Source organism: Cellulomonas sp. ACRRI (assembly GCF_022346185.1).
Taxonomy (GTDB): Bacteria; Actinomycetota; Actinomycetes; order Actinomycetales; family Cellulomonadaceae; genus Cellulomonas.
Genome location: NZ_JAKRMS010000038.1, coordinates 1 through 19,237, shown reverse-complemented (window position 1 = coordinate 19,237; position 19,237 = coordinate 1). Strand labels below are relative to the sequence as shown.

The window sequence follows — 19,237 nt, the reverse complement described above, 5'->3', positions numbered from 1 at the left end:
GATTCCTCTCACTCGGACGGGCGGACGTCGGCCACCGGCACGTGCGCCGACGACGCGAACACGTTCAGACCCAGCGCGCGGGACAGATACGCCGTGGCGCGCTGCCCGCGCACGCTGTTCCCCGCGCGGTCGAGGCGGGGAGAGTAGGTGCCGATCGCGCCCTTCCCGGGCGCGATCGCGACGATGCCTCCGGAGACCCCCGACTTGGCCGGGAGCCCGATCTCGAAGAGCCACTCGCCCGAGCGCTCGTACATCCCCGTCGAGGCGAGCACGGCCAGGGTGTCCCGGCAGACATCGGGGGACACCACTCGCTCACCGGTGACCGGGTTGACACCACCGTCGGCCAGGGTGGCCCCCATGACGCCGAGGTCTTCGGTCGTGACCCGCAAGGCGCACTGCCGGGTGTACACGTCGACGACCTCCAGCGGGTCGTGCTCGATGCGGCCGTAGCTCTCCAGGAGCCGCGCGATCGCCCGGTTCCGGGTGTTCGTCGCCGATTCCGACCGGTAGACCTCGCCGTCGAGCGTGAGCTGGCGCCCGGCGAACCGGGACAGCCCGGTGCGGATGCGTTCCCACCGCTCGGCGGAGGAGTCCGCCGGCACCAGAGCCGTCGTGGCGAGGGCCCCCGCGTTGACCATCGGGCTCATGGGGTGCCCCTCGTTGAGCTCCACCGCGATGACCGAGTCGAAGGGCAGTCCCGTGTTGTTCACCCCGACGCGGTCCCGCACGGCCTCGTGACCGAGCTCTTCGCAGACGAGCGCGTAGACGAACGCCTTCGAGATGGACTGGACCGAGAACGCGACCTCGGTGTCGCCGACCGCGTGCCGGGCGCCGGACGTCTCGACGACACACACCCCGAACAGCGCGGGGTCCGCCGCACCCAGCACCGGGATGTAGTCCGCGACCGTGCCCTCGTCATCGTCCCGGTAGCGCGCGTACCCCGCTTCGGCGAGCTCGTGGACCCGGTCCCACCCCGGGAGGGAGCCTGTGGAGACCTGCTGCTCGATCTCGCGTCCGACCGTCCTCACGTCACACCCCTCCGTCGTACCCGGCGGCCGGGTCGGGACCACCGACGCGGGCCGGCCGCTCGGCGCTGCAGCATCGCCGTCCGGGCAGCGCGGCGTCGACCCGGTGGCGCGGGATCCACGAACGACGTGGCGCGAACCCTTGCCCCCGGCCGCGCGGGCGTCACCCGTCCCGGAGCCTCAGCTCACGCAGCGACCGGGGCGAGCTCCCGGTCGCCGCCCGGAGCGCGGACCGCAGCGCGTACGCGCTCGGGAACCCCGCCATCCGGGCGACCCGGTCGACGGATGCCGCACCCGCGGAGTCGAGGGCGAGCAGATCGATGGCGTGGGCGGCCCGGCGCTCGCGGAGCCGCGACGCCACGCTCGAGCCGGTCTCGGTGAAGGCTCGCTGGAGCTGACGGAGCGACACCCCGAGCTCGGACGCGAGCAGCGTGGGCCGCATCCCCGGGTCGGTGTGCCGCGCCTCGATGTGCGCCTCGGCGCGCCGGCGCAGCGCGATCAGGGAGGCGGAGGCCCGCTGGTCCTGCCCGTGGGCGAGGAGCGACTGCACCAGCACGACGAGGATCCGGTCCACGACCGCATCGGTCGCCGCGTCCCGCGGCCCGGGCTCCACGCTCGTCACGGCCACGGCGGCGAGGACGTCGCCCAACCCGGACGTGACCGGCCCGGACAGCGCCGCGGGCGAGATGTCGATCGCCCGCTCCGTCAGGTCGCGCGCGGGGACCGCGACGTGGACGTACTCGAGGTGGGCCCGGACCCGGGTACGCACCCAGCCCCACCGCGGGAAGACGTACACCTCGCCCTGCCGGTAGGTCGTGCTGGCGGTGGCGGTCGCGATCTCGAGCTCCCCGCGCAGCACCACCCCGACGTGCACGTGCTGCGCGGGCGGTGCCGGCCAGCGGTGCACGGAGGTGGTGAGGGTGCCGGAGAAGACCAGCGACCTGGGCAGGACGCGCGAACGGAGCGAGGCGGCGAACGCACCGTCGTCCGGCACCCAGCACCGCGACGCGAACTGCGTCAGCCGCATCTTGGACCTCTCGTCGTGCGGCCCGAAGTCACCCGCCAGCCCTGCGAGCACCCGACGGGCGTGCGGCAGTCGCGACGCCGGCCGGAGCCGGGCCGCCGCCCGTGCCCGTGGGCCGCTGGGCACTCGGGCACCGGCTGCGCCGGCCTGCACGTCGATCGACACGGGACCCCCGATCTCGCGCCGCCGGCGGGATCGCCCCCCCGCCGTCCTCACGGCGCGGCGGGACGATACCTCCGCGTCGTGACGCGCGCGTGTCCCGCCGCCGAGCCCGGCGCGTCGGGACGGCGTCGGCCGACCGCGCCGCGCCGTCACGTGGGCTTGCTACCGTCTCGCCCGCACCGGGCCGGTTCGCGTGCGGGTCGAGCCGCGGCGGTCGGCCGGTCGTCGGGGGGTGGGGGCGCGCCCGAGTCGTCGGACGCGCGGTCGCTGGACCCGCGGGGAGGTGGACTGGATGACGCTGGATCGTTCTCGCGACGAGGTCGTGACCCGGGTGGGACGCTGGCTGGGCGCCGGGCGCGACGTGCTGCTCCGGGCCGACCGCGGCATGGGCAAGTCGACCCTGCTCGAGCTCGTCCGGACGGAGGTCTCCGGCAGGCGTCTGCCGGGGCTGCTCCTGCGGGCCGGCGGTTCCGGGCCGCTCGCCGCCCTGCTGGACCACCCCTCGGCGCCCACCCGGGCGAGGGACGAGGACTCCGTCGCCACCTGGCTCGCGGGTGAGCTCGCGGCCCCCCGCAGCGTCCTGCTGGTCGACGACCTCGACCGGATCGACCCGGCCAGTCTGCGCGTGGTCCGGCGTGCGCTCGGACGGACCGGGTGCCGGTTCGTCGCCACCACGACGGCCGACCTGCTGCGGGCCCCGCTCGAGGGACCACGGCAGCTGTTCGCGGTGCGGTCGCCCGCCGAGCTCTGGGTCCCGGCCTTCGGGTTGCCCGAGATCGCCGCGCTGGTGGCGGAGACCCTGGGCGGGCCGCCGGACGCAGGGCTCGTCAGCGGGTTGCTGGCCCAGTCCGGAGGGAACCCCGGCGTGGCCCTCGCGCTGCTCTCCTCGGCGCGGGCGAGCGGGGCGCTCCGCGCCGACCAGGGACGCCAGGTCGACGACGGCCGTCTCCGTGACGTCCCCGCGGACGCGGTCGCCGGCCTCCTGCTGGGGCTGATGGACGACGAGCAGCTGCGCGCGCTCGAGCAGCTGGCGCTGATCGGGCCGGTCTCGCCGGAGGCGGCGGCCCGGTTCGTCGACCCGGCCCTGCTCGACGACCTCGCGGAGCAGGGCCGACTCGTGGACGGCGGGAGCGGCGGTGCCGCGTCCCTGCTCGTCGTGGCCCCGCCCGCGCTCGCCCGCGCGCTGCGGGAGCGGGTCTCGGGGCCTCGACGACGTCGGCTGCTCGCGACGGCTCAGGCCGCCGCGCGGGGCGAGGTCGTCGCCACCCCGGAGGCACCGCGTCCGGCGCTCGCCCAGCTGCTGACGAGGGAGTCCCAGGAGGACGCCGGCTTCCGGCGCTGGCGAGCGGAGACCGTCGCGGCGGTGCACGAGCGTGCCGCGTCGGCCGAGACCGCCGCGGGGGCTGCCTGGGCCGCGGACCCGGGCGTGGCGAACGCGAACGCCTACCTCGCGCACCTGGTGCGCCGGCCCGCCCGAGAGGTGGTCGCCTCGGTGTTCCGTCAGACCCTGCGCCGTCCGGACGACGCGGACGACGACGTGGTGGCCTTCGAGTACTACCGCATCCGGTGGTCCGCGTGGGACCGGGCGACCGGGTCCGGTGCGGCGGAGTCCGAGGCCGGGGGTCGGCCGGTCGGGTCGCTGGGGGAGCTCGAGGGCCTCAAGGACCGGCTGGTGGCGTCGATCCGGGACGGAGAGCCTGCGGAGCGCGTCGCCGACAGCGGGCCGCTGCCCGTTCCCGCCGCCGCCTTCCGGGGCGGGCCGGAGCTGCTGCGCACCGCCGCGCTGCTCGAGGTGGGGCGGCCGGACCTCGCGCTGCGCGTGCTGGACCGCGCGGAGAACTGGCCGGACACGCCGCGCGATGAGATGCGGCACTACCGGGCAGCACTGCGCGGCGAGTCCCTGTGCCTGCTCGGTCGGCTGGACGAGGCGCTCGACGACGGGCGCCACCTGCTCGGCGCGGCCTACGACGCCGCGGACGTGTTCGGGATCCGGGTGCACGCGACGGTTCTGGCCGAGGTGCTCTGCGTCTCGGGCGCCCCCGGCGACGCCTGGCGCGTGCTGAGCACCGCGCTGCACCTGGGGCCCGCGGGTCCCCTCGAACGCACCTACTACCGTCGGGGTCTGGCCCTGGGCACGGTGCTCCAGGTCAGTTCCGGGCACCTCGAGCTCGCACGGGCGCTGCTGCACGAGCTCGAGCGCACGCCGAACGCGTACCGCCCGCTGGTCCGGTCCATGGGCGTGGTCGGCGAGGTCGCGCTCGCCGCGGCGACGCAGGACCGCGCCGTCGCCGCGGAGCTCGCGTGGCGGGCGGGGGCGGCCTACGCGGAGGCGGGGCTCCGGCTGCCCGCGCTCGTCACGTGGGCCGCTGCTCCCGGTCCGCTGACCGACGAGCAGGCGGCCGCGGTGCGGGCCGCGCGTACCGGGACCGTGCTGCCGCTGCTGGACCCGTACCTCGACCTGCACCTGGCGGTCGCGGACGGGGACCACGCCGCGGTGGCGGTGGCCGCGGCACGCGCCGATCCGCGGATCGCCCGCCACCTCGTCGGGCCTCCCGGTACGGCGGGCGCCACCGCCCAGGCCCCCGCGCACCCCGCCGGCGGTGCGCGGACCGGAGGGGCGCTCTCCGTGCGCGAGCGCGAGATCACCGCTCTCGCCCTCGAGGGCCTGGCCAACCGGGAGATCGCCGGGATCCTCGACCTGTCCACCCGGACCGTCGAGAACCACATGAGCCGGGCGCTGCACAAGCTCGGGCTCCGCTCGCGGCAGCAGCTGCGCCGGGAGCACGTCTAGCCGGCGGTCGTCGCGACGGCACCCGGGGCCCGGGCCACTCAGGCCGCACCAGCGCGCGCCACTCAGGACCGAGGTCCTACCACTCATCGACTACTCAATGCCCGAGTCGGTGCGGATGCTGGTCCGGCGATGCCGCGGCGAGCGGCGCCGCGGCCACCTCCTCGGGAGACACGGATGGCGGATCGAGAGCATCTCGCTGAGAACCCGGCCGCCGCACGCCGGGACGCGGTCGGGGCCGCCCCGGCGCGCGACGACGCGACGCGTGCGGCGTCGTGAGCGCCGACGTCGGTCAGGTCCGGGACGTGCTGCCGCGCGGGCTGCCCGGAGTCGGGCTCCTCGCCCGCGCGGTCGTGTGCCGGGCCCGTGGCTGCGTCCCGGCCGTGCAGTGGGTCGACCTCGAGGTGCTCGTCGACCCGACCGAGGACCGCTGGGCGGTGATGCAGGTGCTCGAACCCACGTGCAGCCGCTGCCGCGGGTGGGCCACGTGACCCCCGTCGGTCCGCCCGCGGACGACGGCGCGTGTGATGCCCACGACGCGATCGAGGAGGTCGAGATGAGGAGATCGGTGCGGACCAGGACGCGGCACGCAGCGGCAGCAGCCGGATTCGCGGTGCTGGTCGCCGGCTGCGGAACCGTGAGCGGGAGCGACGCCACCGCGTCCCCCACCACCGTGACCTCGGCGTTCGTCGGCCCGTGGGGCGAGCCGGACCCGCCCGCCCCCTCGCTGACCATCGAGGGCGACGGGACGTTCAGCGGGAACGACGGCTGCAACAGCCTCACCGGTCGGGGTTCCGTCGTCGATCGCGCGTTCGTGTTCGGGGAGATGGCCAGCACGCGGAAGGCGTGCGTCGACGTCGACGCCTGGCTGGCGCAGGCGCACCACGCCACCGTGGACGGCGACACGCTCACCGTCCTGTCCGCCGACGAGACGGTGCTCGGGGCCCTCGAACGCCCGTGACGGCGTCGCGACCGGCGCACAGGGAACGCACAGGAGCGCGTCAGGGGCGGCCCAGGTGCCGGACCCATGCTCGTGGCATGACCACCTCCACGCTCCAGCGCGACGCCCTCACCCGACCGGACGGCCAGCCGGTGCGGGCACTCGTCGTCGACGACGAGGCCACCCTCGCCGAGCTGCTCTCCACCGCCCTGCGCTACGAGGGCTGGCAGGTCGAGCACGCCCTCACCGGCCAGGCCGCCATCAAGCAGGCCCGGTCCCTCGAGCCCGACGTCATCCTGCTCGACGTCATGCTCCCCGACCTGTCCGGCCTGGAGGTGCTGCGCCGCATCCGCGCCACCCACCCGCACGTGCCCGTGCTGTTCCTCACCGCCAAGGACGCCGTCGAGGACCGGATCGCCGGCCTCACCGCGGGCGGCGACGACTACGTCACCAAGCCGTTCAGCCTGGAGGAGGTCGTCGCCCGGCTGCGCGCCCTGCTGCGCCGCGCCGGCGCGGTGTCCGAGCGCGAGGAGGCCGTGCTCGTCGTCGGCGACCTGCGGATGGACGAGGACTCCCACGAGGTCAGCCGCGGCGGCGAGGACATCCGCCTGACCGCCACCGAGTTCGAGCTGCTGCGCTACTTCATGCGCAACCCGAAGCGGGTGCTGTCGAAGGCGCAGATCCTCGACCGCGTCTGGCAGTACGACTTCGGCGGCCAGGCCAACATCGTCGAGCTCTACGTGTCCTACCTGCGCCGCAAGATCGACAAGGGCCGCGAGCCGATGCTGCACACCCTGCGCGGCGTCGGGTACGTGCTCAAGCCCGCCGCGTGAGAGCCGGCCGCCCGCGGGCCCGGTGGACGCTGCGCCGGAGGCTGGTGGCGGTGGTCGTGGCGCTGCTCGCGACGGTCGCGGCGGTGATGGGGCTGGTGTCGTCGCTCGCGCTGCGCAGCTCGCTCCAGACGCAGATCGACGACCGGCTGCGGGAGGCGAGCCAGCGGGCGGCGGCGGCGCCCGACCGGCTGGACCGCGGTGCGGCGCCGGGGCCGGCGCCCTCGGCGGCGCCGACGTCGGGGTCGGGGGCCGGGTCGGGGGCGGACGACGGGTCGCAGGACGGCACCGGCGACGAGGGGCAGTCCGGCGGCAGCATCCCGCCCGCGTTCGGCCTGCCCGGCCAGGACGTCGGCACCGTGAGCGTGTTCGAGACCCCCGACGGCACCCCGGTGGCGGGCTACCTGGACGCGTCCGGCGACGTGCAGGGGCTGACCGACGCGCAGCTCGACGCGCTGCTCGCCGTGACGCCCGACGGCGAGCCGAGCACCCTCGACCTGCCCGACCTCGGCACGTACCGCGTGATCGCGGTGGAGTCGGACAACGGCAGCACCTCGGTGACGGCGATCCCCCTGGCCGGGGTGACCGCGACCGTCGACGAGTACCTCGTGGTCGAGGTCGTCGTCGCCGTGCTGGGCCTGCTGGTCGCCGCGGCGCTCGCCACCGTGCTGGTCCGCCGTGAGCTGCGACCGCTGGAGCGGGTGGCCGCGACGGCCACCCGGGTGTCCGAGATGCCGCTCGCCCGCGGCGAGGTCGACATCCGCGAGCGCGTCCCGGACGAGGACACCGACCCGGCCACCGAGGTCGGGCAGGTGGGCTCCGCGCTCAACCGGATGCTGGGCCACGTCGAGTCGGCGCTCACCGCCCGGCACGAGTCGGAGACGCAGGTGCGGCGGTTCGTCGCGGACGCGTCCCACGAGCTCCGCACGCCCCTGGCCTCCATCCGCGGCTACGCGGAGCTGGTGCAGCGGCTGCCGGGGGACCTGCCCGACGACGTCGTGCGCGCGATGGGCCGCGTGGAGTCCGAGGCGCGCCGCATGACGTCGCTGGTGGAGGACATGCTGCTGCTGGCCCGGCTCGACGCGGGACGCGACCTCGACCTGGCGGAGGTCGACCTGGCCGCGCTGGCCGTGGACGCCGTGGCCGACGCCCACGTGGCGGGGCCGGACCACGCGTGGCGGCTCGACCTCCGGGCCCTGGAGGGCGCCGGCGACGAGGCGGACGACGAGGGGCCGCCCGCCGCGCTGGTGGTCGGCGACGAGCACCGGCTCCGGCAGGTCCTGGTCAACCTGCTGTCGAACGCCCGGGTGCACACGCCTGCCGGCACGACGGTGGTGGTCGCCGTCGCGCGGGAGGGCGACCGGGTGCTCCTGCGGGTCCGGGACGACGGCCCCGGCATCGCCGAGCCGCTGCGCTCCCGCCTGTTCGAGCGGTTCGCCCGCGGGGACGCGTCGCGGAACCGGGCCGCGGGGTCGACGGGCCTCGGCCTGGCGATCGTGCACGCGGTGGTCGCGGCGCACGGCGGCGCGATCGAGGTCGACGGGACGCCCGGGTCGACGACGTTCACGGTCCGGCTGCCGGCCGCCGGGGCCGCGGGGGTGCCGGCGGTCGCGGCCCCGGGGGCGCCGGCGGAGGGCTGACCCGCCCGCCGCCGGGCGCCCCGGGTCAGGCGGCGGCGTCCGACAGCGCGGTGACCTCGTCGTCCGCCAGGTCCAGGCGGGCGCCCGCCAGCAGGTCGGGCAGCTGCTCGACGGAGCGGGCGCTGGCGATCGGCGCGACGACGCCGGGCTGCACGCGCAACCACGCCAGGGCGACGGCGGTCACGCTGGTGCCGTGCGCGGCGGCGACCGCGTCGAGCGCGGCGAGCACGCGACGGCCGCGGTCGTCCAGGTACCGCCCGGCCGACCCGGCGCGGGGGCTGTCCACGGCCGGCGAGCCGTCGCGGTACTTGCCCGTGAGGAAGCCGCTGGCGAGCGAGGAGTACGGCAGCACGCCGAGGCCCTCGCGCACGGCGAGCTCCTGGAGCGGGCCCTCGTACTCGCCGCGGTGCACCAGGTTGTAGTGCGGCTGGAGGGCGACGAACCGGGCGACCCCGAGCTCGTCGGCGATCCGCAGCGCCTCGGCCAGCCGCTCGGGCGTGAAGTTCGAGGCCGCGACGTACCGGGCCTTGCCGTCGGCCACGACCTCCCCGAGCGCGGCGACCGTCTCCTCGAGGGGGGTCTCGCGGTCGTCCTCGTGGGCGTAGTAGAGGTCGACGTAGTCCGTGCCGAGCCGCTTCAGCGAGTCGTCGATCGCCGCCCGGACCACGGCGCGGGACGTGCCGCGGCGCGTGCTGAGCTTGCCGACCTTGGTCGCGATCACGACGTCGGCGCGGTTGCCGCGCGCGGCGATCCAGCGCCCGATGGTCGCCTCGGACTCCCCGCCCTCGTGGCCGGGACCCCACTCGGAGTAGACGTCCGCGGTGTCGACGAAGCTGCCCCCACCCTCGACGAACGCGTCCAGGACGGCGAACGAGGCCTGCTCGTCCGCGGTCCAGCCGAACACGTTGCCGCCCAGGTTCAGCGGCAGGACGTCCAGGTCGGTGGTGCCGATGCGTGCCATGGTCCTCCTCGGTCGGGCGGCGCCGGCCGGGGCGCGGCGCCGTGGAGCGCGCTCCGCAGGGCGCGGCGGGCGCGAGCGGTCGCGCCGTCGCGCACCGGTCTACCCCACGCCGCGCCGGCGCGCCCGCGCACGCCCCCGGCGCGCGGGCCCGCGGGGGCAGGCGGGTCAGAGGGGGTAGGCGGCGTACAGGTTGCGGATGTCGGCGGCCGGGCCGTGCACGACGAACACCGTGGTGCCGTTGCTCCACGCGGCCACGCCGGTGCCGTCCCCCTGGTCCACGACGGTGACGGTGCCGACCGGGGCGCCGTCGACCAGGACCTCGTCCTGGAGCAGCACCGTCGGGCCGCCGCCGCCGGCGGCCGGGTCGGCGGAGGCGTCGCCCGCCGCGCCGTCGGCCGCGGGCTCGGTCGTCGCGGGCTCGGTCGTCGCGGGCTCGGCCGTCGCGGGCGCCCCGGCGATCGCGGCGAGCACCGCGGCGGCCTGCTCGGGGGTCTCCCACTGGCCGGCCTGCACGGAGACCGTGCCCTCGGCGCCGTCCGTGTAGGTCTCGGCGTACGCCTCGACGGCGTTCTGCGCGAGCCAGGCCTCGTCGTCGACGGAGGACGCGAGCGCGTACTGCAGCAGGGTCGTCGGCAGCGCAGCCGCGAAGGCCGTGGTGGCCGGGCGGGCGGCCGGCGCGACGGCGCTGGTCGGCGACGGCAGCACCACGTCCGGCGCGGCCGCGGTCGCGCCGCCGGAGTCACGGGTGAGGAACCAGGCCGCGCCCCCGCCCCCCAGGACCAGCACCGCGGCGACCACGGCGCCGACCAGCACCCACCGGTTCCGGCCGCGCGCCGGCTCGGCGGCGGCGTCCTGACGCTCGTCGCCCGGGTCCGTGGTGGCGGGGCCGCCCGCGGCCTGCAGGGCGGCGTCCGCCCGGGCCAGGGCCGCGGTGCGCGCCTGCTCCTCGCCGACCTGGAGCGCCGCGTCCGCCCGGGCCAGGGCCGCCGTGCGCTCGGCGGGGTCGACGGGCCCGGCCGGGGCGGACTCGTCGGCCGCGGCGAACCGGCGGCTGCGCCGGCTGGGCGGCGCAGCGGGGTCCGGGACGGGAGTAGCCGGGACGCCGGGGACCGGGTCGGCAGCGCCCGCGGGCGTGCCGGCGGGTGCCCAGCCGGCGGCGGGGGCCGCGGGGGCGTCGGCGGGCGTCGGGTCGGCGGGCGCCCACGCGCCGGCGGGAGCCGCCGGGTCCGCAGGTCCGGCGGGCGCCACCGGGTCCGCAGCGCCGGCGCCGGCCGCACCGGCGCCCGCCCCGACCGCGTCGTCGCCGCTCAGGCTCGGCCACCTCGGCCGGTCGTCGCCGAACCGGCCGACCCCCGTCGCCGGCGTGCCGGTCTCCCGGCGCGCGACGCGCCCGTCGGTCTCACTCATGCACGCACTCCCTGCAAGCCTTCCGGTCGGGTCGGGCCGCGCTGCCGCGGACCGGCCCAGAGGTCCCGCGGCAGCCTAGCGGCCGGGCGCCGGGTCCCGGCGGACCGGCGCGGTCAGGCGAGCAGGTCGCGTCGGCGGAACGCCAGGACGCCGCCGGCCACCAGGACCACCGCGAGCGCCGCCGGGACCCCCGCCGCGGGCCAGTCCATCGGCTCCGCGGGCATCGCGGGCGTGTACCGGAGCGGGGACGCGACGTCGCTGCCGTCGGGCAGCACCCCGGCGAGCATCGCGGTCAGCGCCACGTAGCCGAGGTACGCCCAGGCGAGCCCGAACGCGCGCGGGGCGGCCCCGAGCACCAGGACCGCGACGCCGGTCACGGCCCCCAGGGCCGGCAGCTGCGCGAGCGCCGCGCCGACGACCCGGCCGACCAGAGCCGGGTCGTCGAGCGTGCTCGCCGCGATGACGCCCATGACCAGCCCCCCGAGCAGCACCATGCCGGCCGCGGCGCCGAGGGCCACCGCGAGCTGGGCGCCCAGCCACCGCACCCGGCCGACCGGGCCCGCGAGCACGTGCGCCGCGCGCCCCGCCGCCTCCTCCGCGCGGACCGCGCCCACGCCCTGCACCCCCGCCGCTGCGGCCAGCGCGACCGCGACCAGCAGGTACCGGGACAGCGCCGCCTCCCCGGCGCCCCCGGAGCCCTCCGGGAAGAACGCGGCGAGCGCGGGCTCGTCCTCGATGAACTGCACGACCTCCCGGGCCAGCACGCCGACCAGGGCGCAGATCGCCACGACGCCGAGGGCCCAGCCGGCGAGCGCCCCGCCGAGCCGGCGCAGGGTCACCGCCGCGACCCCGGTCAGGCGCGGTGAGGCGTACGCGCGCCCGGCGCGCTCGGGCAGCAGGCCGTCACCGAGGTCACGGCGCTCCGCCAGCAGCGCGGCGAGCCCGAACGCGGCGGCCGACGCGAGCACGGGCAGCGCGAGCGGCCACCACCGCTCGTCGACCCACGCGCGGGTGGCCTGCGACCAGCCGAACGGCGACAGCCAGCTCAGGACGCTGCCGCTCTCCGGGGCGCGGACGTCGCCGGCCGCCCGCAGCACGAACCCGACCCCGATCGCCGCGAGCCCGAGCATCGACGCGGTGCGGGCGTGCCGCACGAGCTGCGCGGCGACGGCAGCCGTCGCGCCGGAGGTCAGCCCGACCAGGGCGCAGCCGAGCCCGAACGCGAGCGCGCCGGCCGCGGGCAGCCCCGTGCCGACGAGCGCCGCCGCGAGCGCGAGCCCGATCGCCAGGTCCGCGAGCGTCACGACGACGACCGCCGCGAGCACCGGGGCGTCCCGGCCGACCGGCGTCGAGCGGACCGCCTCCAGCAGCCCCGACTCCTCCGCCCCGCGCAGGTGCCGGACGACCAGCAGCACCGACAGCACCGCGAGCGCCAGCGCCACCCAGGCGCCGAGCTCGTTCGCCACCATGGCGCCGATCGTGTAGTCGTCCAGCCCGTAGCCCGGGCCGCCCAGCGCGACCGCCGCCGGCGACCGCATGAGCTCGGCGCGGGCCGCCCGGGACTCGGGTGTCGGGAACAGGTCGGCCTCCGAGGCGGCCGACACCGCGGTCAGCCCGGCGACGGCCACCAGCCACACGCCGAGCCGCGCCCGCTCGACCCGCAGGGCGACCCGCACCAGCGCCCCGGTGCCGGCCCAGCGGTCGGTCGCGCGGCGGGCCGCCGACGGGGCGGGGCGGGCGGCCGGCACCGCGACGGCGGTCACCGGGGGCTCCCGACGGCGTCGCCGTACTCGCGCAGGAACAGGTCCTCGAGCGTCGGCGGGTGCGCCGTCACGCCCCGGACCCCGAACCGGGGCAGCAGCGCCAGCAGGTCGTCGAGCGCCTCGGCGTCGACGTCGAGGCGCAGGTGCCCGTCGGTCAGGGCCGGCTCGTGCACCCCGGGCGCGTCGCGCAGCGCGGCGAGCGCGGCGTCGGCGTCCCGCAGGGACACGACGACGGCGGTGCGGGTCAGCCCGCGGAGCTCGTCGAGGGTCCCCGACCGCACCGCGCGGCCCGCGCGGATGATCGTGACCCGCTCGCAGAGCGCCTCGACCTCCGCGAGGATGTGGCTCGACAGCAGCACCGTGCGCCCCTGCCCGGCGGCCTCGCGGATGCAGCGCTGGAACTCAACCTCCATCAGCGGGTCCAGCCCGCTGGTCGGCTCGTCCAGCACGAGCAGCGGGACGTCGGCCGCCAGCGCGGCGACCAGCGCCACCTTCTGCCGGTTCCCCTTCGAGTACGCCCGCACCCGCACGGTCGGGTCCAGCTCGAACCGCTCGACGAGGTCGGCGCGCCGCCGCGGGTCGAGCCCGCCGCGCAGCCGGCCGAGCAGGTCGATCGCCTCGCCGCCGGTCAGGTTCGGCCACAGGTCCACCTCCCCCGGCACGTAGGCGAGGTGGTGGTGCAGGGCGACCGCGTCCCGCCACGGGTCGGCGCCCAGCACCCGGGCCTCGCCCGCGTCGGCGCGGAGCATGCCGAGCAGCACCCGGATGGTGGTCGACTTGCCCGCGCCGTTCGGGCCGAGGAAGCCGTGCACCTCCCCCGCGCGCACGGACAGGTCGAGCCCGTCGAGCGCCCGGCGGCGGCCGAACGTCTTCACCAGGCCGCGGACGGCGACGGCGTCGGTGGTGGTCATGGTTCCTCCCGGGCGAGCTCCTCGATCGCCGCCGTCAGCAGCCCGTGGTCGGTGAGCAGCGGCTCGGTCAGCATCTCCAGCGCCGGGACGACCGCCCAGCGGGACAGCGCGGTGAACGCCGCGACCGGGTCCAGGGTCGGCGACGGCGCGCGACCCGCCTCGGCGTCGATGAGCGCGAGCTGCAGCAGGCCCACGCTCTGGGCGACCAGGTACCGGGCCCGCCCCGCCGGGTCGACCGACGGGCTCACGGTGCCCGCGGCGACGCCGAGCGCCAGGTAGTCCTCGGTCGCCGCGACCATGTCGTCGACGAACCGGGACGCGAGCTCCCCGCCGGCGGCCAGGCTGCGCACGACGTAGCCGAACACCGGGCCGTACTGGGTGAGGTCGGACAGGTGCGCCATCGACTCCCGCGGGGTCTCGGTGGTCAGCGACGCCTCCTTCTGGGCGCGGATGCGGTCCAGGACGTACGCGTCGCAGGCGGCCCGCAGGCCGTCCTTGGACCCGAAGTGGTGGATGACCAGCGCGGGGCTGACCCCGGCGTCGGCGGCGACCGCACGCAGGCCGGCGCCGAACCCGTCGCGGGCGAACCGCAGCAGGGCCGCGTCGCGGATCCGGGCGCGGGCGGTGAGGTCGTCGTCGGTCGCTGCTGAACGCACGTTCAGCAGACTAAACGCGTGTTCAGCCGAGGCGCAAGGGGCGCCCGGCTCGCCGCCGGGGCCCGCGCCCGGCCCGCCGGGACCCGCGCCGGCGCGGCGGCGGTGGGGCGGCGGTGGGGCGCCTCAGCCCTCCGGGCGCGCCGGGACCCGCACCGCGTCCGCGCGGGTCAGCCGCACCGCCTCGCCGAGGTCGGCGGCCTGCGCCACCCGCATCCCCTCGGGCGCCTGGCCCTTCTCGAGCGACCCCGCGGGGACCACCGCGTGCGTGAACCCGAGCCGCGCCGCCTCGGCCAGCCGGCGCGCGGTGCCGGTCACGGGGCGGATCTCCCCCGCCAGCCCGACCTCGCCGATCGCGACCAGCCGCGGCGGGAGCGCCACGTTCTCCCGGCTGCTGACCGTCGCCAGCGCGAGCGCGAGGTCCGCGGCGGGCTCGACGACGCGGGCGCCGCCGACGGTCGACACGTACACGTCCTGGTCGCCGACCTTCAGGCCCGCCCGCCGCTGCAGCACCGCGAGCACCATCGCCAGCCGGCTCCCGTCGACCCCGCTGGTGGTGCGGCGCGGGTTGCTCAGCATCGAGGGCGCCACCAGCGCCTGCACCTCGGTCGCGAGCGGCCGGCGGCCCTCCAGGGTCACCGTGACGCAGGTGCCCGGCACGTGGTGCCGCTCGTGCGACACGAACAGCCCGGACGGGTCCGCCAGGCCGACGATGCCGGTCTCGGTGAGGTCGAAGCAGCCGACCTCGTCGGTCGGGCCGAACCGGTTCTTGGTCGCGCGCAGCAGCCGCAGCCGCGAGTGCCGGTCGCCCTCGAACTGGCACACCACGTCGACGAGGTGCTCCAGCGTGCGCGGTCCCGCGACCGACCCGTCCTTAGTGACGTGCCCGACGAGCAGCACCGGCAGCGCGCGCTCCTTCGCGGCCGAGATGAGCGCGGCGGCGACCTCGCGCACCTGGGCCACGCCGCCCGGCGAGCCCTCGACGGCCGACGACGCCACCGTCTGCACCGAGTCGAGCACGAGCAGGTCGGGCTCGGTCTGCGCGAGGTGGCCGAGGATCGTGCCGAGGTCGGTCTCGGCCGTGAGCAGCAGGGTGTCCGCGAGCGCCCCGATCCGCTCGGCGCGCAGCCGCACCTGGCCGGCCGACTCCTCCCCCGTCACGTAGAGGACCGTCCGCCCGCCGGTCGCGGCGCGGCTGGCGACGTCGAGCAGCAGCGTCGACTTGCCGACGCCGGGCTCGCCCGCGAGCAGCACCACCGCGCCGGGGACCAGCCCGCCGCCCAGGACGCGGTCGAGCTCGCCCACGCCGGTCGGCAGGGCCCGCGCCGCCTCGACGTCGATCTCCGCGATCGGCCGAGCCGCCCCGCGCAGGGGCACCATGACCGCCGTGCGCGGCGCCGCCCCGCCCGGGCCGGTGTCCTCGGACACCGAGCCCCAGGTCTGGCACTCGCCGCACCGGCCCACCCACTTGGACGTCGTCCAGCCGCACTCGGTGCAGCGGAACGCGGGCCGGGCGGTCCGGGAGGAGGTGGTGGTCGACACGGCCGTCACGCTAACCGGCGCCACCGACACCCGCGGCGCGCGCACCGTGACCGCATCGCAACGTCCACGCGGCGCGCACCGCACGCGGTCCGTCACCGGCGGCCCGTAGGATCGCGCCGTGCCCACCACCACGCCGCCCGACGACCTGCTGCGGCACACGCTCGCCGCGGTCGCGCCCGGCACCGAGCTGCGCGACGGCCTGGAGCGCATCCTGCGCGGCCGCACCGGCGCGCTCATCGTGCTCGGGCACGACGCCACGGTCGAGAGCATCTGCTCCGGCGGCTTCGAGCTCGACGTCGAGTTCTCCGCCACCCGGCTGCGGGAGCTCGCCAAGATGGACGGCGCGATCGTCATGGACCCCGGCTCCCGCCGGATCCTGCGCGCCGCCGTGCAGCTCCTCCCGGACCCGACCATCTCGACGTCCGAGTCCGGCACCCGGCACCGCACGGCCGAGCGCGTCGCCAAGCAGACCGGCCTGCCCGTGATCTCGGTGTCCGCCTCCATGCGGATCATCGCCCTCTACGTCGGCGAGCAGCGGCACGTGCTGGAGAACGCCGACGCGATCATGTCCCGCGCCAACCAGGCGCTCGCGACGCTCGAGCGGTACAAGGCCCGGCTCGACGAGGTCAGCGGCACGCTGTCCGCGCTGGAGATCGAGGACCTGGTCACCGTCCGCGACGTGTGCGTCGTCGTGCAGCGGCAGGAGATGGTGCGCCGCATCTCCGTGGAGATCGCCGGCTACGTCGTGGAGCTCGGCACCGACGGCCGCCTGCTCTCGCTCCAGCTGGACGAGCTCACGGGCGGCATCGGCTCGGACAGCGAGCTGGTCATCCGCGACTACCTCGACTCGGCCCGCCGCGACGGGGAGGCCATCGCCGCCTCGCTCGCCGCGCTCGACTCGACCGAGCTGCTGGACCTCGCGCTCATCGCCCGGGAGCTCGGCCTGCCCTCGGGCGTGGAGATGCTGGACGCCGCCACCGGCCCGCGCGGCTACCGGCTGCTGTCCAAGGTCCCCCGCCTGCCCGCCGCGATCGTCGACCGGCTGGTCGGCCACTTCAGCGGGCTGCAGAAGCTCCTGGCGGCGAACATCGACGACCTCATGGCGGTGGACGGCGTCGGCGAGCAGCGCGCCCGCGCGGTGCGCGAGGGGCTGTCCCGGCTCGCGGAGTCGAGCATCCTCGAGCGCTACGTCTGAGCCGGGGCGTCGCCCCGCGGGTCACTCCAGCCCGAACACCACCGGCGCGGTGCTGACCCCGCCGAGCGCGAGCACGGCCTGGTAGGTCCCCGGCTGCGCGGCCGGCTGGTCCGGGGCGCAGCCCTCGACCGACCGGGTGCGGTCCCACTGGACCTGGCGCTCGTCGACCTGGCCGGGCGCCAGCAGCAGCTGCAGGGTCTCGCCCGTGGCGCAGTCGGTGCTCGCCCAGATCCGGTCGCTGCCCGAGGTGATGAGCACCTGGCGCTGGGCGTCGCCCGCGTCGAGCAGGCAGTCCACGTCGCCGGTGTTGGTGATCCGGATGGTGAAGGTCGGCAGCACGCCGGCGGCGTAGGTGGTCGCGTCCGCCGCGAGCTCCAGCCCGACGGCTCCGGGCTCGCACACCGGGGTGCCCTCGGTCGTCTCCTCCGACGTCGGCTCCTGCTGCGTCGAGCCCCCGGCCGGCGTGGCCGCGTCGTCGTCGCCCCCGCCGCCGAGCAGCGCCCGCACCCCGAGGAACGCGAGCACCACCACCAGCACGAGCACGAGGAGGACCACCGCGCGCCGGACCCAGTACACGCGCGCGGGCAGCGAGCCCTCCGGCCGCAGCACGCCCATGTCCCGGTCCTCCCGCTCGAACTGCCGCCCACGCTAACCCGGCGCCGCCCCGCCCCGGGTGACCGCCCCGCGGACACGCGGGACGGACGGGGCGTGCGGCGCTCCCGGAGGCTCGGCCGCTGCCCTCCGCGGACGGGCGCCGGGCCGGCGTCGCCCACGCCTTCCGGCGCGCCCCTCGCCTACGCCTTCCGGCGCGCCCTTCGGGGATCCGCGTGGGTCGGGCCGGAAGGCGTAGGCCGCGCGATCCGGCGCGCGTGGGCCGTACCGATTCGGCGGGCACGCCGGGGCCGGGTGAGGATGTGCGGCGTGCCTCCCTCCCCCGTCGACGCGTCGGCCGCGGACCCGGCGCCCGCGGGCGCGCGACCCGCGGACCCGGCGGTCGTCGACGGCGTGCGGGCCGACGTCGTCGCCTGGTTCGACGCGCACGCCCGCGACCTGCCGTGGCGGCACCCGGACCGGACGCCCTGGGGCGTGCTGGTCAGCGAGGTGATGCTCCAGCAGACCCCGGTCGTCCGGGTCGAGCCGGCCTGGCGCGCCTGGCTCGCGCGGTGGCCCGAGCCCGCCGACCTCGCCGCGGCCAGCCCCGCCGACGTGCTGCGCGCCTGGGACCGCCTCGGCTACCCGCGCCGGGCGCTGCGGCTGCAGGAGTGCGCGCGGGCCGTCGTCGAGCGGCACGGCGGCGTGGTGCCGTCGGACGCCGACGCGCTGCTGGCGCTGCCCGGGATCGGGGAGTACACGGCGGCGGCGGTCCGGGCCTTCGCGTTCGGGCTGCGCTCGGTCGTGCTCGACACCAACGTGCGCCGGGTGCTGGCCCGGGTCGCGGCGGGCGCCGCGCTGCCCGCCCCCGCGCTGACGGTCGGCGAGCGGCGGCTCGCGCAGGCCTTCGTGCCGGCCGACGACGCCGGCGCGGCGCGATGGGCGGCGGCGTCGATGGAGCTCGGCGCGCTGGTGTGCACCGCCCGGTCGCCGCGGTGCGGGTCGTGCCCGGTGGCGGACCGGTGCGCGTGGCGGCTGGCCGGCGCGCCCGGCGACGAGCACGCGCACCGGCGCCGGACGCAGGCGTGGGCCGGCACGGACCGGCAGGTGCGCGGGCGGATCATGGCGCTGCTGCGCGACGCGCTGGAGCCCGCCCCGGCCGAGGCCGTCGCGGCGGTGTGGCCGGACGACGCCCAGCGCGAGCGGTGCCTGGCGGGGCTCCTGGTCGACGGCCTGGTCGAGCGCGTGCCGGGCGAGGACCCGGAGCTCTGGCGCTACCGCCTGCCCGCGGGGTCCTAGAGCTCGACGATCATCCGGGTGTTGCCCAGGGTGTTCGGCTTCACGCGCGCCAGGTCGAGGAACTCCGCCACCCCGTCGTCGTGCGAGCGCAGCAGCTCGGCGTACACCTCGGGCGGCACCGCCGGCCCGGCGATCGTGCCCCAGCCGTGCGCCGCGAAGAAGTCCACCTCGAAGGTCAGGCAGAACAGCCGGCTCAGCCCGAGGTCCTGGGCCCGCGCGGTCAGGCCCTCCAGCAGCGCGTGCCCGACGCCCCGGCCCCGCCACTGCCGCGCGACGGCGAGCGTGCGGATCTCGGCGAGGTCCTGCCACATCACGTGCAGGGCGCCGCAGCCGATGAGGGTCCCGTCCTGCGCCTCGGCGACCTGGAACTCCTGGATCGCCTCGTAGTAGCCGACCAGCTCCTTGGCGAGCAGGATCCGCTCGTCGGCGTACGGCTGGACGAGGTCGCGGATGCCGCGGACGTCGGCCGGGAGCGCGGGTCGGACCCGGTAGGCGGGGGCCGGGGG

17 protein-coding genes are annotated in these 19,237 nt (G+C 77.3%); 7 read left to right on the top strand and 10 right to left on the bottom strand.

Going from position 1 to position 19,237, the window contains the following annotated elements:
- Positions 1–8: 8 nt before the first annotated feature.
- Complete coding sequence (glsA, locus tag MHY85_RS09265; protein ID WP_239195765.1) at positions 9–1,028, bottom strand: glutaminase A; 1,020 nt, start codon at positions 1,026–1,028, stop codon at positions 9–11.
- 160 nt (positions 1,029–1,188) lie between these two features.
- Positions 1,189–2,103, bottom strand: a complete 915-nt coding sequence (locus MHY85_RS09260) for a helix-turn-helix domain-containing protein (protein ID WP_239195764.1) — start codon at positions 2,101–2,103, stop codon at positions 1,189–1,191.
- 400 nt (positions 2,104–2,503) lie between these two features.
- Here MHY85_RS09260 and MHY85_RS09255 point away from each other — a divergent pair, with 400 nt between their 5' ends.
- The 5 genes from MHY85_RS09255 to MHY85_RS09235 all read left to right on the top strand — a co-directional run bounded on the left by MHY85_RS09255 (position 2,504) and on the right by MHY85_RS09235 (position 8,409).
- A complete protein-coding gene (locus tag MHY85_RS09255; RefSeq protein ID WP_239195763.1) occupies positions 2,504–5,002 on the top strand; it encodes a LuxR C-terminal-related transcriptional regulator in 2,499 nt (832 codons plus the stop codon).
- Positions 5,003–5,274: 272 nt separating this feature from the next.
- Positions 5,275–5,490, top strand: coding sequence for a hypothetical protein (locus tag MHY85_RS09250; protein ID WP_239195762.1), 216 nt, complete (start codon positions 5,275–5,277; stop codon positions 5,488–5,490).
- 77 nt (positions 5,491–5,567) lie between these two features.
- Positions 5,568–5,960 carry an META domain-containing protein gene (locus MHY85_RS09245; protein ID WP_239195761.1) on the top strand — a complete coding sequence of 131 codons (393 nt, stop codon included), beginning with the start codon at positions 5,568–5,570 and terminating at the stop codon, positions 5,958–5,960.
- Between the two features lie 77 nt (positions 5,961–6,037).
- The gene (locus MHY85_RS09240; RefSeq protein ID WP_239195760.1) at positions 6,038–6,772 is read left to right on the top strand and encodes a response regulator transcription factor; all 735 of its coding nucleotides are present in this window, start codon (positions 6,038–6,040) and stop codon (positions 6,770–6,772) included.
- Positions 6,769–8,409 carry a cell wall metabolism sensor histidine kinase WalK gene (locus MHY85_RS09235; protein WP_239195759.1) on the top strand — a complete coding sequence of 547 codons (1,641 nt, stop codon included), beginning with the start codon at positions 6,769–6,771 and terminating at the stop codon, positions 8,407–8,409. The genes MHY85_RS09240 and MHY85_RS09235 overlap by 4 nt, the downstream gene beginning before the upstream one ends.
- Before the next feature lie 25 nt (positions 8,410–8,434).
- On the opposite strand, the gene MHY85_RS09230 is transcribed toward MHY85_RS09235, so the two are convergent.
- The 6 genes from MHY85_RS09230 to radA form a co-directional block, all read right to left on the bottom strand.
- Positions 8,435–9,370 carry an aldo/keto reductase gene (locus tag MHY85_RS09230; protein ID WP_239195757.1) on the bottom strand — a complete coding sequence of 312 codons (936 nt, stop codon included), beginning with the start codon at positions 9,368–9,370 and terminating at the stop codon, positions 8,435–8,437.
- Between the two features lie 165 nt (positions 9,371–9,535).
- On the bottom strand, positions 9,536–10,777 hold the full coding sequence (locus MHY85_RS09225) for a hypothetical protein (protein ID WP_239195755.1): 1,242 nt from the start codon (positions 10,775–10,777) through the stop codon (positions 9,536–9,538).
- 113 nt (positions 10,778–10,890) lie between these two features.
- On the bottom strand, positions 10,891–12,540 hold the full coding sequence (locus tag MHY85_RS09220; protein WP_239195754.1) for an ABC transporter permease: 1,650 nt from the start codon (positions 12,538–12,540) through the stop codon (positions 10,891–10,893).
- A complete protein-coding gene (locus MHY85_RS09215) occupies positions 12,537–13,451 on the bottom strand; it encodes an ABC transporter ATP-binding protein (protein ID WP_239195753.1) in 915 nt (304 codons plus the stop codon). Before MHY85_RS09215 ends, MHY85_RS09220 begins: the two co-directional genes overlap by 4 nt.
- On the bottom strand, positions 13,448–14,107 hold the full coding sequence (locus tag MHY85_RS09210; protein ID WP_239195752.1) for a TetR/AcrR family transcriptional regulator: 660 nt from the start codon (positions 14,105–14,107) through the stop codon (positions 13,448–13,450). Before MHY85_RS09210 ends, MHY85_RS09215 begins: the two co-directional genes overlap by 4 nt.
- Positions 14,108–14,230: 123 nt before the next feature.
- Positions 14,231–15,646 (bottom strand): DNA repair protein RadA, encoded by a 1,416-nt coding sequence (gene radA, locus MHY85_RS09205; RefSeq protein WP_239195751.1) that lies wholly within the window; start codon positions 15,644–15,646, stop codon positions 14,231–14,233.
- Positions 15,647–15,764: 118 nt separating this feature from the next.
- Here radA and disA point away from each other — a divergent pair, with 118 nt between their 5' ends.
- Positions 15,765–16,841 (top strand): DNA integrity scanning diadenylate cyclase DisA, encoded by a 1,077-nt coding sequence (disA, locus tag MHY85_RS09200; protein WP_239195750.1) that lies wholly within the window; start codon positions 15,765–15,767, stop codon positions 16,839–16,841.
- A gap of 21 nt (positions 16,842–16,862) precedes the next feature.
- On the opposite strand, the gene MHY85_RS09195 is transcribed toward disA, so the two are convergent.
- The gene (locus tag MHY85_RS09195) at positions 16,863–17,456 is read right to left on the bottom strand and encodes a hypothetical protein (RefSeq protein ID WP_239195749.1); all 594 of its coding nucleotides are present in this window, start codon (positions 17,454–17,456) and stop codon (positions 16,863–16,865) included.
- Between the two features lie 390 nt (positions 17,457–17,846).
- Between MHY85_RS09195 and MHY85_RS09190 the strand changes: the two genes are divergently transcribed.
- On the top strand, positions 17,847–18,731 hold the full coding sequence (locus MHY85_RS09190; protein ID WP_239195780.1) for an A/G-specific adenine glycosylase: 885 nt from the start codon (positions 17,847–17,849) through the stop codon (positions 18,729–18,731).
- Here MHY85_RS09190 and MHY85_RS09185 read toward each other — a convergent pair.
- Positions 18,728–19,237: amino-acid N-acetyltransferase (locus MHY85_RS09185; RefSeq protein WP_239195747.1), on the bottom strand; the 510-nt coding region annotated here is incomplete at its 5' end. The two genes, MHY85_RS09190 and MHY85_RS09185, sit on opposite strands and share 4 nt — an antisense overlap.

Excerpts from the sequence above, each read along its gene's own strand:
- MHY85_RS09255 (WP_239195763.1), top strand. The coding sequence starts at position 2,504 with ATGACGCTGGATCGTTCTCGCGACGAGGTCGTGACCCGGGTGGGACGC.
- MHY85_RS09240 (WP_239195760.1), top strand. The coding sequence starts at position 6,038 with ATGACCACCTCCACGCTCCAGCGCGACGCCCTCACCCGACCGGACGGC.
- MHY85_RS09230 (WP_239195757.1), bottom strand. The coding sequence starts at position 9,370 with ATGGCACGCATCGGCACCACCGACCTGGACGTCCTGCCGCTGAACCTG.
- MHY85_RS09225 (WP_239195755.1), bottom strand. The coding sequence starts at position 10,777 with ATGAGTGAGACCGACGGGCGCGTCGCGCGCCGGGAGACCGGCACGCCG.
- MHY85_RS09215 (WP_239195753.1), bottom strand. The coding sequence starts at position 13,451 with ATGACCACCACCGACGCCGTCGCCGTCCGCGGCCTGGTGAAGACGTTC.
- MHY85_RS09195 (WP_239195749.1), bottom strand. The coding sequence starts at position 17,456 with ATGGGCGTGCTGCGGCCGGAGGGCTCGCTGCCCGCGCGCGTGTACTGG.